This is a genomic window from Myxococcales bacterium, from assembly GCA_016717005.1.
GTDB lineage: Bacteria > Myxococcota_A > Polyangia > Haliangiales > Haliangiaceae > UBA2376.
In genome coordinates this window covers 106,330-119,792 of the sequence record JADJUF010000008.1, presented here as the reverse complement: position 1 = coordinate 119,792, position 13,463 = coordinate 106,330, and the positions used below count along the sequence as shown (strand labels likewise).

Here is a 13,463-nt window from a genome sequence, read left to right as displayed (position 1 = left end):
GACGATCATGGGACGCCGGCGCCGCGGTGTCAAAACGTCGACCTGCCGATCCGGTGGCTTTGGCCGATCGCCGCTATCCCGCACGCCGGTTTTGTGCGACATCCGCACCGATGGCGATCACCTACAAGGACGCCGGGGTCGACATCGACGCCGGCAACGCGCTGATCGACCGCATCCGGCCGCTGGCCCGCGCCACCATGCGCCCCGAGGTCGTCGGCGGCATCGGCGGGTTCGCGGCGCTGTGTCGCATCCCGGCCGGGCTGCGCGAGCCGCTGCTGGTCTCGGGCACCGACGGCGTCGGCACCAAGCTGCTGACCGCGATGGCGACCAACCGCCACGACACGGTCGGCATCGATCTGGTCGCGATGTGCGTCAACGACGTGCTCGTGACCGGCGCCGACCCGCTGTTCTTCCTCGATTACTTCGCGGCCGGCCAGCTCGACGTCGAGGTCGCGACCCGGGTCATCACCGGCATCGCCGAAGGGTGTCGCCAGGCCGGGTGCGCGCTCGTCGGCGGCGAGACCGCCGAGCTGCCGGGCCTCTACGCCAAGCAGGACTACGATCTGGCCGGCTTCTGCGTCGGCGTGGTCGAGCGCAGCGAGCTGCGGCCCCGGGCCCAGGCCCTGATCGCCGGCGACGTGGTCATCGGGTTGCCGTCGAGCGGCCTCCACTCCAACGGCCACTCGCTGGCGCGCAAGGTCGTGCGCGAGGTGCTGGGCCTGGCCTGGGACGCGACCCCGCCCGAGCTCGGCGGCGCCACCGTCGCCGACGCGCTGCTCACCCCGACGATCATCTACACGCCGGCGTTCCGGGCCCTGGCCGGCCACCCGTGGAAGGCCGCGGCCCACATCACCGGCGGCGGCCTGACCGAGAACCCGCCGCGGATCTTCGCCGACGACGCGCTCGCGGTCGAGCTCGATCCCGCGACCTGGGACGTGCCCGGCGTCATGACCCTGATCGCCTCGGCCGGCGTCGACGCCCACGAGCTGCGCCGGACGTTCAACCTCGGCATCGGCATGATCATCGTCGTCCCGGCCGACGCGGCCGCCGCCGCGATCGCGGCGCTCGCGCCCTGGCGCGGCCGCGCGATCGGCCAGCTGGTGCCGCGCGCCGGCGGTGAGGCCAGCCGCTTCGTCGGGGACGCCGCATGAAGATCGGCGTCCTGGTGTCGGGCCGCGGCACCAACCTGGGCGCGCTCCTGGCCGCCGAGGACGCCGGCCGCCTGGCCCCCGCGACGATCGCGGTGGTCATCTCCAACCGGCCCGGCGCGCCCGCCCTGGCGCGGGCGACCGCCGCCGGCAAGCCCGCGGTGGTGATCGATCACCAGGCGTTCGGCGATCGCGCCGCGTTCGAGCGAGCGCTCCTGGCCGAGCTGACCCGCCACGAGGTCGAGGCGGTCGTGCTAGCCGGGTTCATGCGGGTGCTGACCACGACCTTCGTCGCCGCGTTCCCGCGCCGGATCGTCAACACCCACCCGGCCCTGCTGCCGGCGTTCCCCGGCGTCGACGCCCCGGCCCAGGCGCTGGCCCACGGCGCCAAGGTCAGCGGCGTCACGGTCCACTTCGTCGACGACGGCGTCGACACCGGCCCGATCATCGCCCAGCGCGCGGTCGCGGTCCGCGCCGACGACGACGCCGCGGCGCTCCACCAGCGCATCCAGCGCGAGGAGCACCAGCTCTTGCCGATGGTGGTGCGCGCGCTCGCCGCCGGCCAGATCGCGGTCGCGGGCCGCGTCGTGACGATCAGCCCCGAGGCCGACGGTGCCGACCAACTCGTATGATCTGATCGTGATCGGCGACGCCACCCCCGGGCTGGCGTGCGCGGCGCTGTGCGCGCGCCGCGGCCTGCGCACGCTGGTGCTCGCCGACGAGACCCGGCCGGCGCGCTACCCGCTGGGCCCGCTCAAGCTGCCGACCGCGCTCGGCCTCCTGCCCGGGCGCGGCACCGGCGCCGCCGCCCGCATCGTCCGCGAGCTCGGCCTCGATCACGCGCTCAAGCGCCGGGTCCGCGAGGTCCGCGTGACCGCGCAGCTGGTCGGCCCCGACGCGCGCATCGATCTGTCGAGCGAGGCCCAGGTCCAGGCCAAGGAGCTGGTGCGCGAGCTCCCCGACGCCACCGAGCGCGCGCTCGCGGCGTGGGACCAGGCCGCCGAGGTGGCCCGCGCCGGCGACGCGCTGCTCACCGGCGACGACGCGTTCCCGGGCGTCGGCTTCTTCGAGCGCCGCGACGCGGTCAAGCAGGCCGCGCGCGCGACCGAGGCCGCCGCGGCGTGGTGGCAACCCCTGGCCGACGCGCCGCTGCTGGCGGCGTTGACCGCGCTCCCGGCGGCCGCGGGCGGCGGCGCGATCGATCCGCCGCCGCTGGCGATCGCGCGCGCGCTCGAGCTGTGGCGCGCCGGCGCCCCGGGCCTGCGCGGCGACGGCACCGGGCTGCGCGAGCTGCTGATCGAGAAGCTCACCGCCGCCGGCGGCGAGCTGCGGGTCGGCGTCGCCGCCGAGCTGGTGTCCGGGTGGACCAAGCTGACCGCGGTCCGGCTCGCCACCGGCGAGGAGCTCGGCGCGGGCCAGGTGGTCGCGGCGGTGCCGGTCGACGAGCTGGTGCCGCTGTTCGGCAAGAAGCCGCCCAAGCGCGTGGTCGAGCTGGCCGCGGGCGCCGAGGTCGCCGGCTGGACCTACGCGATCAACCTGGTCATCGACGCGGCGGCGATCCCCGAGGGCATGGCGCCCGCGGTCCTCGCGGTCGCCGATCCGCGCGCGCCGCTGGTCGGCGCCAACGCCCTCGGCATGTTCGCGTCGGAGCCCGACGATCAGGGCCGGGTCGTGCTGACGGTCACCGCGACCGTGCCGCGCGCCGGCGACGACGCCGCGCCCCCGACCCCGGCCGCGCTCGCGACGTTCCGGGCCCAGGTGCTCGAGCGGGTCGAGGACATCGTCCCGTTCGTGCACACCCACCTGGTGGTCATGCACTCGCCCTACGACGGGGTGGCCCCGGTGGTCCCCGGCGGCCGCGGCGGCTTCGATCCGCCCCAGGGCGGACCGGCGGTGCTGCCGGCGGTGTGGCGCGCCAACCTCGACGGCGGCAGCGGCCTGGCCGGGGTGCCCTACGCCACCGGCGTCAAGAACCTGACCCTGGCGTCGCCGCAGGTGCTGCCCAACCTCGGGCTCGACGGCGAGCTCGCGGTCGGCTGGAACGCCGCGCGGATCGCCTGCCACCTGGCCGGCAAGAAGCGCGACTTCCTGCGCGACGAGGTCGTCAGCGCCTGAGCCCGCGCTGCGGCGGGTTCATCGCCGAGCCGACCACCGCTGAGCCACCGTCAGCGCGGCCGATCGCGGGCCGCCACCGGCGAGACAGCCCCCGACGCAGCGTGTTACACGAGACCCGAGGCACGCATGAACATCGCCCTGTTCGTCATCCTGCTGGCGGCCGCCTTCACGTTCTTCGCGCGGACCATGTGGCTGTTCGGCCGCGCGGTCGCCGGTGGCGCCCCCGATCCCCGTCCACGCACCGATCAGCTAGGCGCGCGCCTGGCCTCGGTCGGCATCTACTTCTTCGGTCAGAAGAAGGTCGCCGAGGAGGGCCCGCTGCACCGCACCAGCAAGCACCACCTGTTCATCTTCTGGGGCTTCCTGATCATCACGATCGCGACCGCCGACCTGCTGATCTCGGGCGTCGTGCCGCCGCTGGCGCTGCACCGCTGGATGCCGGGCGTGCTGTACCGGCCGCTCTACGGCGTGATCGACGTGTTCAACCTGATCGTCCTGGCGATGGTCACCTGGGCGGTCATCCGCCGCGTGCTGGTGCGGCCCGCGCTGATCCCGATGACGCTCGACGCCGCGCTGATCCTCGGCGCGATCGCGTCGCTGATGCTGACGCACTTCCTCTACCACGGCTACGAGGTCGCCCAGGCCCGGGCCCTGGGCCAGGCCGGCCCCGAGGGCCTGATCATCTCGAAGTGGCTGGGCTCGCTGCTCGCGCCGGTGTCGGCCGCGACCGCCCACCGCGGCGCGGTGTTCTCGTACTGGCTGCACGTGCTGATCGTGCTGACGTTCCTCAACTACCTGCCCTACTCGAAGCACATCCACCTGCTGGGCGCGCTGCCCAACATCTACACGCGCAACCTGTCGAGCCGCACGCTCGACCTGCCCAAGCTCGACCTCGAGGACGAGCACCAGTGGGGCGTCGGCAAGTACGAGCAGTTCTCGTGGAAGAGCCTGCTCGACACCTACGCCTGCACCGAGTGCGCGCGCTGCTCGAACTACTGCCCGGCCTACGGCACCGGCAAGAACCTGTCGCCGATGCAGCTCGTGCACGACATCCGCTACGAGATGCTCGATCGCGTGGCCCTCGCCGACAAGATCACCGCGCTCGAGGGCGACGTCGCGGGCCTGACCGAGTACGCGGCCCGCTCCGGCCTCGACCAGCCCGGCCACGAGCACCCCGACCTGATCGCCGGCCGCGCCGCGCTGGCCGCGGCCCGGCAGCAGTCCGAGGACATGCCGCGCCTGACCGGCGGCCGGATCGCCGAGGACACGCTGTGGGCCTGCACCACCTGCGGCGCGTGCCAGGAGGTGTGCCCGGTGTTCATCGAGCACCCGATGAAGATCATCCAGATGCGCCAGAACCTGGTGCTCGAGCAGGAGAAGGTCCCGGGCGAGCTCGCGCGCATGTTCAAGAACGTCGAGCGCCAGTCGAACCCCTGGGGCATCGCCGCCAGCAAGCGCATGGAGTGGGCCGAGGGCCTCGACGTGCCGACGATCGAGGATCACCCCAACCCCGAGTACGTGCTCTGGGTCGGCTGCGCCGGCGCCTTCGACGCCCGCATCGTCAAGCAGACCCGGGCCATGGTGACCGTGCTGCGCGCGGCCAAGGTCGACTTCGCGGTGCTCGGCCACAGCGAGGGCTGCACCGGCGATCCGGCCCGGCGCGCCGGCAACGAGATGCTGTTCCAGATGCTGGCCGAGCAGAACGTCGAGACCCTCAACGCCACCGGCGTCAAGAAGGTCGTGACCAGCTGCCCGCACTGCCTGCACACGCTCCGCCACGACTACCCGCAGTTCGGCGGCGACTGGGAGGTGGTCCACCACACCCAGCTCATCGACCACCTGATCAAGGCCGGCAAGCTCGAGGTCGGCGGCTCGCCGGTCGAGCGCGTGACCTACCACGACAGCTGCTACCTCGGCCGCTGGAACAAGGAGTTCGACGCGCCCCGCGACGTGCTCGCCGCGCTGGCCCCGTCGGGCGGCGTCACCGAGCTGACCCGGAACAAGCGCCACGGCTTCTGCTGCGGCGCCGGCGGCGGCCGCATGTTCATGGAGGAGCACGAGGGCGAGCGGGTCAACCTGAACCGCACCGACGAGATCCTCGCCACCGGCGTCGACGCGGTCGCGGTCGCCTGTCCGTTCTGCAACATCATGATCACCGACGGCGTCAAGCAGCGGAACCAGGACGAGCGGATCCAGGTGCTCGACATCGCCGAGCTGGTGGCCAAGTCGTTCGACGTGCCGGTCAGCGCGCTGGCCCGCAAGAAGCGCGACGCCGCCGCCGAGTAGTCGAGGGCGGCGCCGCCGCCGAGCAGTCGAGGGCGCGGCGCGGCCGCGCGGGGGGCGGACGAGGGATGACCAGGTCGGCATCTCGAGGGGCCGGCCCCCACACCGCGCCACCCAGGACGCGACACGCCCGGCGCGTGGACGGGCGCTCGACCGAACGAGTTCCACGCGCCGACGTCGCCCCAACCGCGCGCCCGGCGACGCCACGGCGCGGGCGCGCCGAGCTATGCTCCGTCCCCATGCGAAGTACGGCCGTTGTATTCGTCGCGCTGCTGGCCAGCGCGGGCTGTGATGACACCGACGACGTCGACGGCACCCGCGGCAGCTGCGCCTCGGGCGGCGCCCTCGCCGGCTGCCCGGACAGCCAGACCACGCCGGCCGGCGCGTGCACGCGGCTGGTCGAGTGCGGCAGCTACCCGCTCGACGCCGCGGAGGACGGCGACCGCGACTGGGGCCAGTGCGTCGACGAGCTCGAGCGCATGCCCGCCGACCGCGCCGCGCTGGTGATCGCCTGCGTCGCCAGCTCGACCTGCGACGAGCTGCTGGCGCCCGGGTCGCCCCACCCGTACGCCCACCCGCTCTGCTTCGAATTCGGGGCGCAGTGATGACCCGCGCCCCGTGGATCCTCGCGGTCGCGCTCGCGGCCGCCGCGGCCGCGCCGGCCCAGGCCCAGCCCGCCGACGTGCCCGCGCTGATCGGCCTGGTCGAGAAGCAGCCGGCCGGCGTCGATCGGCCGACCTGGAAGGAGCAGCGCCGCGACGCCGCGCGCAAGCTGGCGGCCAGCGGCGACAAGCGCGCGGTCGCCCCGCTGATCAAGCTGGCCGACAACGAGGCGTTCGACGTGATCGGCGAGATCGCGATCGAGGGGCTCGGCGCGCTCGGCGACAAGAGCGCGGTGCCGGTGCTCGAGAAGATCGCCAGCGACGCGTCGCGCGATCGCACCCAGCGCGACCTGGCGCGCAAGGCGCTGGCCAAGCTCGGGGCCGCGGCCGCCGCCGCCGCCGCCCCCGCCGGATCCGACGCCCGATCCCACGCCGGATCCCACGCCGCCGCCCGATCGCACCACGGATCCGACGCCCGACCGGGCGCCGCCGCCCGACGGCGTGCCCGATCTGCTCGGCGCCCGCACGCCGCCGCCGCCGACCACCGACCGCTTCGACGACGGCGTCCTGGCCCAGTCCGAGGCGCTCACGTTCGCGGTCGGCGCCGCGACGCTGGCCTACGACACCGTCCGCCAGCGCACCGCGTTCGACCTCGACGCCAGCGGCCGCTACGCCCGCTGGATCGATCGCGACCAGACCGCGTGGGGCGCGCACGCCGGCGCCCGCGTGATCGCCGGCCTGCGCGACCCCGACGGCCCCGCCACCTCCCGCGCGACGATCGTCGACCTCGACGGCGGCGGCGAGTTCCGCGCCTACGCCGGCCCCGGGCTCTACGGCCTCGGCCGCGGCGTCGTGGCCGCGCGGATCCAGTACCTCGCGATCGAGCGCGACGATCCGATGGATCCCGCGACCAAGGACGTCCGCACGGTCGCCGATCTCGGCGTCGCGATCGGCGGCGGCTACGGCCGGGTCATCGACGTCGGGCCGCGGCTGCGGGCGCGCCAGCTCGAGCACCTGCTCGAGGCCAGCCGCGCGCTGGGCCGCCCGATCGACGACGCGCTCGCCGCCAAGCTGCAGTCGGCGTGGTGGGACACCCGCCGCGATCGCACCGGCTACCGCCAGCTGACCGCGACCGTCGCGATCCTGCGCGAGGCCGGCGTGCTCCTCGGCGAGCCCGACGCCGGCACGACGTTCGCGATCCTCGAGGTGCTGCGCGACCCGAGCTTCGACCACCGGGTCAGCGGCGTCGACGCCAGCCTGCAGATCGGCGAGGAGTACCTGCTGCGCGAGGACGACCCGATGGTGCCGGACGGGCGCACCGAGCTGGTCCTCGCGACCGTCACCGTCGGGCGCCAGCTCGGCCTCGCGCACGACGTGCTCGGGCACCTCGACGCGCGCTACCGGATCCTCGCCGACGACGGCGTGCCGGCGCCGTGGCGGGTCGGCGCCGACGCCCGCTGGCGCCGGTTCGTCCACGCCGATCACGGCGAGCTGGTCGGCGCGTTCGACGTCGGCGCGTCGCTGGCCGCGTCCGAGGACGACCTCGACGACACCGACCTCGGCCTCGCGGTCGGCGGCACCGCCGGCTGGACCTGGACGCTCAACCGGGCCTCGTCGATCCGGGCCGGCGCGGACCTGCGGCTCGACGCCGGCGAGGTGTTCTTCGGCGCCAGCCTGGCCGCCAGCTACGGGTTCCTCGACGCCGGGTTCGCGCGCTCGGCGCCGTGAGCGCCCGCACCTGTTGAACCATTGGACCGCTCTGCGGTAGGCTGGTCGCCGTGGCCCTGATGTCGCTGTCATCCGCGCACCGCTCCACGCTCACCGCCGTGGCCGAGGCGGCGCTGCCGGCCGGGCAGTTCATGCCCGCCGGCGGGTCGCACACCGTCGACCGGGTCGAGCAGGCCTTCGGCGGGTTCCCGGAGCTCGCCCAGCGCGGCTTCGGCGCGATCCTCAGCGCCCTCGACGCGGCGGCCCTGCTGACCCGCCGGCGCCGCTTCGCCCGGCTCTCGACCGACGAGCGCCTGGCGATGCTCGAGCGCTGGCGGACCGGTGACCTGGCCCGCCGGACCGCGGTGCGCGCGCTCCTGGTGCCGCTCAAGGTCGCGCACTTCGACGATCCGGCGCTCTATCGCCGGCTCGGCTGCGTCTACGACACCCGCGGCAAGCGCGAGACCCGGGCGCCCTACCCGCGCGAGCGGGTCCACGACCTGGCCGCGACCGACCACGACCTCGCGATCGAGGTCGACGTCGTGATCATCGGCACCGGCGCCGGCGGCGCGGTCGTGGCGCGCGAGCTGGCCGAGGCCGGCCTCGCGGTGGCGATGGTCGAGGAGGGCCGCTACTTCGAGCGCCACGAGTTCACCGGCCGCCCGTTCGCGATGCAGCAGCAGATGTACCGGGCCGGCGGCGCCACGTTCTCGCTCGGCAACGTCACGATCCCGATCCCGATCGGCGTCACCGTCGGCGGCACCACCACCGTCAACTCCGGCACCTGCTACCGCGTGCCCGAGCGCGTGCTCGCGCACTGGCGCCAGGACTACGGCCTGACGGAGTTCACCAGCGATCACCTGGCGCCGTACTACGAGCGGGTCGAGCGCGTGCTGGGCGTGGCGCCGACCGCCGCCAGCGTGCTCGGCGGCTGCGCCCGGGTCGTGGCCCGGGGCTGCGACGCGCTCGGCTACCGCCACGCGCCGCTGGCCCGCAACGCGCCCGACTGCGACGGCCAGGGCGTGTGCTGTTTCGGCTGCCCCACCGACGCCAAGCGCTCCACCAACGTGTCGTACGTGCCGCTGGCGCTGCGCGCCGGCGCCGAGCTGTTCACCAGCGTCCGGGCCGAGCGCATCATCGTCGAGGGCGGCCACGCGGTCGGGCTCGTGGCGCGGACCCACGCCGGGCGCACGCTGACCGTCCGCGCCCGGGCGGTCGTGGTGTCGTGCGGCGCGCTGATCACGCCGACCTTCCTCGAGCGCAACCACGTCGGCACCAGCTCGGGCCAGCTCGGCCGCAACCTGTCGATCCACCCGGCCGCCGGCGCGCTGGCGGTGTTCGACGAGCCGATCGAGAGCTGGCGCGGCGTGCCCCAGGGCCTCGCGATCGAGGAGTTCGCCGAGGAGGGGATCCTGTTCGAGGGCGCGGCCACGCCGCTCGAGTTCACCGCCGCGCTGATGCCGCAGCTCGGGCCGCGGCTGATCGAGCTGTGCGAGGGCTTCGACCACATCGCCAGCTTCGGCCTCATGGTCGCGGACACCTCGCGCGGGCGCGTGCGCCTGGTGCGCGGCCGCCCGGTCATCACCTACGTCCTTGGCGACGCCGACGTCGCGCGCCTGCGCCGCGGCATCGACATCCTGGCCCGGGTGTTCTTCGCCGGCGGCGCGCGCACGGTCATGCTGCCGGTCCACGGCCACACCGAGATCCACAGCGTCGACGAGCTCGCCCGGCTCCGGGCCGCGACGATCCGCGCCAGCGACCTCGACCTGTCGGCCTACCACCCGCTCGGCACCGCCCGGCTCGGGCTCGATCCCAGCGCCTCGGTGGTGTCGCCCGATCACCAGGTCCACGACACCCCCGGCCTCTACGTCATCGACGGCGCGTCGGTGCCGAGCTCGCTCGGCGTCAACCCCCAGGTCACGATCATGGCCCTGGCCACTCGCGCCGCCGAGCGCCTGGCCCAGCGCCTGAGCTGAGCGGCGGGCGGCTCGGCAGCAGTCCGCTGCACGCCGGCAGGGTCACGCCACGCGCACGACCACGATCTGCAGGTAGCGGTCGCGCGCCTGCGCCGCCACCGTCGGATAGTCGGCCGGCAGCCCGCCCTGGGCCACGATCACGCCGTCCCGGCCGGCCAGCTTGAGGCCCTTGGCGACGAGGCGACCGAGCGAGCCGAGCTCGTGGGTGTTGGCCGCCAGCCACAGGCAGCCGCCGGGCTCGACCACCGCCGCGGCCTGGCCGATCAGCGCCGGGTAGTCGCGGTCGAGCGTCCACGGCGCGCCGCGCGCGGTCGAGAACGTCGGCGGATCGATCACGATCAGCCGGTAGCGCTCGCGGGCCTTGTCGGCCCGGGCCAGGAACCGCACCGCGTCGCCGGTCTCGAACCGCCAGCGCTTGTCGGCGGGATCGAACCCCGAGCGCGCGAAGTTGCCGCGGGCCCAGGCCGCGACGCCGTCGGAGGTGTCGACCGAGACCACCGAGGCGGCGCCGGCGCGCGCGCACGCGACCGACAGCATCGCGGTGTACGAGAACAGGTTCAGCACCGCGCCGCCGCCGACGAACCGGCCCAGGCGCTGGCGCTCCTCGCGCATGTCGGTGAACAGCCCGACGTTGAGCCCGCCGAGCGGGTGGATCTCGACCGGCACGCCGTGCTCCTCGGCCACGTACCGCTCGGGCGGCGCGTCGCCGACGATCTCCTGCGCGACCTCGCTGGCGCCGCCGCGGGCGCGGACCTTGACCACCACGCCGCGCACGCCGGTGAACCCGCGCACGGCCTCGGCCAGCTGCTTGGCCCACGGCACCAGCGCCGGCGCGTACGCGTAGAGCACGGCGTACCGCCCCAGCACGTCGCACGTGAACCCCGGCAGCCCGTCGCCCGCGCCGTGGACCAGCCGATAGGTCGCGTCGTCGCCGGGCAGCCCCAGCGCCTTGCGCCACGCCAGCGCCCGCTCGAGCCGCCAGCTCAGGACCGCCGCGCTCACCGTCGGGAAGCCGTCGGCCGGCACCAGCATCACCCGCAGGCGCTGGTTGTCGGGGTCGACGATCGCCACGCCGACGTCGTCGCCGCGCGGATCGATCAGCGTCACGACCGCCCCGGCGGCGTGGCTCGCCGCGGCCGGCAGCCGCGCGGTGTCGACGTCGCGGCCGCCGCCCGCGACGAACGTGGCGGCCTCGGCGGTCACCTCGAGGATCGGCGCGGGCACGGCGCCAGCCTACTCGATCGCGCGCCGTCGCCGCCGCACCGCCGCCGCCAGAACCACCAGCGCGATCGCCGCGCCCCCGTCGCCGCGCCCGCCGGCCGCGCAGCCGCCGGTGATCTCGGCGCCGAGCCCCGCGTCGGGATCGGGCAGCGGCGGATCGGTGCCGCCGGCGCAGGCCTGGCCACCGACGCACGCGGCCGGCACCTGCTGGCGGATCCAGCGCTGGTAGTAGTCGACGCGGGTGTCGACGCCGCCTTGATCGCAGGTCGGCACCGCGGTCGCGCCGCGCGACACCACGCCGACGACCCGCGGGCCCTCGCCGAGATCAACGATGGCCGGCCCGCCCGAGTCGCCGTAGCAGTTCTGGGCCTCGCCCGGGTTGCTGATCTGCAGCTCGCTCGGGCTGCGCGCGACGATCGGCGCCTCGGCGTCGACCTTCAGGCCCGCGCTGGCCGGATCGCCGTCGACGGTCTCGCCGTAGCCGACCAGCGTGACCATCATGCCGTCGGCCAGGGTCGCGGCCTCGCGCGCGCTCGGGATCGGCAGCGGCTCGACGCCGGTCACCGGCTCGGCCAGGCGCAGGATCGCGAGGTCGTAGTACAGCTGCGGCCCGTCGCCGATCGGCCGATCGATGTCCCACATCGGATGCATGACGACCGCCGCGCCGGCGATGGTCGTGACCGCGCCGCGGGCGTCGTGATCGAGGGTGAACGCCGGCGGCGGCGCGCCCTCCTGGAAGCAGTGGGCCGCGGACAGCACCGCGTCCGGGGCGATCAGCGTGCCGGTGCAGATCACACCGCCCTCATAGATGGCCCCGATGGCCGGGTACAGGCCGGTCCCGGTCGGCGCGCCGCCGATGATGGCGTCGCCGGTCGTGCCCAGGCTGGGCTCCGCGCCGGGCTCGACGCAGCCGCCTGCGAAGGTCCCAGCCGCGAGCACCAGCGCGAGGCGATACACACGAGCGTGCGATGCAGGCGCCAGGCCGGCCACAATGAGAGATCCCCATCAACCGTTTCGGATACTTGCCGAGGCATCCGAACCCCGGTGCGGGGACTCGGGCCCCAGCTGCGGACCTCTGGTTGCAGCCTGAGTGCACGAAATTGCGGCCTGGCGGCCGGAACCGCGCAAGTCTCGCGCGGGCCTGGTGCTTGCTAGCATCGAGCCCATGGTCGCTTCCCGCACCCTGACCGGCCTCCTCCTGATCGGCCTTGGCGCTTGCACCGTTGGCGACCCCAACGCCCTCCCCGGCGATCCGATCGACGCCAGCGGCGGCGGCGGCGGCGGCGACGGCGGTGGGGGCGGCGACGGCGGCGGTGGGGGCGGCGACGGCGGCGGCAACGCCAACTGCGAGCCCGCCCAGATCCCCGGCAACGGCCAGCACAACCCCGGCGCCGCGTGCGTCGGTCAGGGCTGCCACGACGGCGCCACCGCGGGTGTGCCGCGCTTCTACCTGGCCGGCACGCTCTACACCAGCGCGGCCGGGACGACGCCGCTCGCCGGCGCCACGATCCTCCTGCCCAACGGCATGGGCACGCCGACCAAGATGGTCACCGCGACCAACGGCAACTTCTGGCTCGAGACCCCGATCACGCTGCCGGTCCGGGCCAAGGCCAGCCTGTGCCCTAACACCGACCTCGCCATGTCGGCGATGGTCAACCAGCCCAACTGCAACGCCGCCGGCTGTCACTCGACCGGCAACCGCATCCACCTGCCCTGACCGGCCCATCGTCGACCGCCGCTGGCGCGGCCGCGATCCTCGGCGGTCGTCCGCTGGCGCGGGTGCGATCCTCGGCGGCCGTTCGCTGGGGGGCGCGACCCTTGACGGCCCTTCGCTGGCGCGGGTGCGATCCTCGACGGCCGCTGGCGCGGGTGCGGTCCGCGATCCCGCCGACGAGCCGCCGCCGACGAGCCCGCGCAGCTCAGGCGCCGGTCGAGCCGATCCCCGACGGCCGCCGCGCAGCTCAGGCGCCGGTCGAGCCGAAGCCGCCGGTGCCGCGGCCGGTGGGCGACAGCGCGTCGACCACCTCGAGCGTCGCCTGCACCACCGGCGCGATCACCAGCTGCGCGACCCGCATGCCCGCGGTGATCGTCAGCGGCTCGGCGCCGTGGTTGACGAGCACGACCGCGACCTCGCCGCGGTAGTCGGCGTCGATCGTCCCCGGCGCGTTGAGCACCGTCACGCCGTGCTGGCGCGCCAGGCCCGAGCGCGGCCGGACCTGGCCCTCGAACCCGCGCGGCAGCTCCAGCGCCAGGCCGGTGCCGACCGTGACGCGCGCGCCCGCCGCCAGGACCACCGGCGCGTCGAGCGCCGCGGCCAGGTCGAGCCCGGCGGCGTCGGCGGTCATGTACGCCGGCACGACCGCGTCGGGACGCAGCCTGCGAAAGCGGACCACCGGCGCGGTCACCCCCGC

The 13,463-nt window shown here is 74.9% G+C and carries 11 protein-coding genes and 1 pseudogene; 9 read left to right on the top strand and 3 right to left on the bottom strand.

Features of this window, described 5'->3' with window-relative positions; genetic code table 11:
- The first annotated feature begins 110 nt into the window (after positions 1-110).
- From IPL61_10270 to IPL61_10235, 8 genes and pseudogenes are all read left to right on the top strand, one after another.
- Positions 111-1,151, top strand: a complete 1,041-nt coding sequence (locus IPL61_10270) for a phosphoribosylformylglycinamidine cyclo-ligase (protein ID MBK9031694.1) — start codon at positions 111-113, stop codon at positions 1,149-1,151.
- Positions 1,148-1,780 (top strand): phosphoribosylglycinamide formyltransferase, encoded by a 633-nt coding sequence (locus IPL61_10265; GenBank protein ID MBK9031693.1) that lies wholly within the window; start codon positions 1,148-1,150, stop codon positions 1,778-1,780. Before IPL61_10270 ends, IPL61_10265 begins: the two co-directional genes overlap by 4 nt.
- Before the next feature lie 7 nt (positions 1,781-1,787).
- Entirely contained in the window at positions 1,788-3,263 is a 1,476-nt protein-coding gene (locus IPL61_10260) for a hypothetical protein (protein MBK9031692.1), read from the top strand.
- A gap of 126 nt (positions 3,264-3,389) precedes the next feature.
- A complete protein-coding gene (locus tag IPL61_10255) occupies positions 3,390-5,549 on the top strand; it encodes a (Fe-S)-binding protein (GenBank protein ID MBK9031691.1) in 2,160 nt (719 codons plus the stop codon).
- A 236-nt stretch (positions 5,550-5,785) separates the two neighbouring features.
- The gene (locus tag IPL61_10250) at positions 5,786-6,151 is read left to right on the top strand and encodes a hypothetical protein (protein MBK9031690.1); all 366 of its coding nucleotides are present in this window, start codon (positions 5,786-5,788) and stop codon (positions 6,149-6,151) included.
- Positions 6,151-6,516: pseudogene (locus tag IPL61_10245) on the top strand (HEAT repeat domain-containing protein). Before IPL61_10250 ends, IPL61_10245 begins: the two are co-directional and overlap by 1 nt.
- A gap of 133 nt (positions 6,517-6,649) precedes the next feature.
- Positions 6,650-7,876, top strand: coding sequence for a hypothetical protein (locus IPL61_10240; GenBank protein ID MBK9031689.1), 1,227 nt, complete (start codon positions 6,650-6,652; stop codon positions 7,874-7,876).
- A 50-nt stretch (positions 7,877-7,926) separates the two neighbouring features.
- Positions 7,927-9,831 (top strand): GMC family oxidoreductase, encoded by a 1,905-nt coding sequence (locus tag IPL61_10235; protein MBK9031688.1) that lies wholly within the window; start codon positions 7,927-7,929, stop codon positions 9,829-9,831.
- A gap of 42 nt (positions 9,832-9,873) precedes the next feature.
- On the opposite strand, the gene IPL61_10230 is transcribed toward IPL61_10235, so the two are convergent.
- Both IPL61_10230 and IPL61_10225 read right to left on the bottom strand, forming a co-directional pair.
- Positions 9,874-11,055: a class I SAM-dependent rRNA methyltransferase gene (locus tag IPL61_10230; protein ID MBK9031687.1), complete on the bottom strand. Its 1,182-nt coding sequence runs from the start codon at positions 11,053-11,055 to the stop codon at positions 9,874-9,876.
- A gap of 9 nt (positions 11,056-11,064) precedes the next feature.
- Positions 11,065-11,991, bottom strand: a complete 927-nt coding sequence (locus IPL61_10225; GenBank protein MBK9031686.1) for a trypsin-like serine protease — start codon at positions 11,989-11,991, stop codon at positions 11,065-11,067.
- Positions 11,992-12,217: 226 nt separating this feature from the next.
- Here IPL61_10225 and IPL61_10220 point away from each other — a divergent pair, with 226 nt between their 5' ends.
- Positions 12,218-12,769, top strand: a complete 552-nt coding sequence (locus tag IPL61_10220) for a hypothetical protein (GenBank protein MBK9031685.1) — start codon at positions 12,218-12,220, stop codon at positions 12,767-12,769.
- A gap of 244 nt (positions 12,770-13,013) precedes the next feature.
- On the opposite strand, the gene dut is transcribed toward IPL61_10220, so the two are convergent.
- Positions 13,014-13,457 carry a dUTP diphosphatase gene (gene dut / locus IPL61_10215; protein ID MBK9031684.1) on the bottom strand — a complete coding sequence of 148 codons (444 nt, stop codon included), beginning with the start codon at positions 13,455-13,457 and terminating at the stop codon, positions 13,014-13,016.
- Positions 13,458-13,463 lie beyond the last annotated feature (6 nt).

What these genes read in the sequence shown, in the direction of transcription:
- IPL61_10255 (MBK9031691.1), top strand. Translation starts at nt 3,390, where the DNA reads ATGAACATCGCCCTGTTCGTCATCCTGCTGGCGGCCGCCTTCACGTTC.
- IPL61_10220 (MBK9031685.1), top strand. Translation starts at nt 12,218, where the DNA reads ATGGTCGCTTCCCGCACCCTGACCGGCCTCCTCCTGATCGGCCTTGGC.
- IPL61_10270 (MBK9031694.1), top strand. Translation starts at nt 111, where the DNA reads ATGGCGATCACCTACAAGGACGCCGGGGTCGACATCGACGCCGGCAAC.
- IPL61_10250 (MBK9031690.1), top strand. Translation starts at nt 5,786, where the DNA reads ATGCGAAGTACGGCCGTTGTATTCGTCGCGCTGCTGGCCAGCGCGGGC.
- IPL61_10265 (MBK9031693.1), top strand. Translation starts at nt 1,148, where the DNA reads ATGAAGATCGGCGTCCTGGTGTCGGGCCGCGGCACCAACCTGGGCGCG.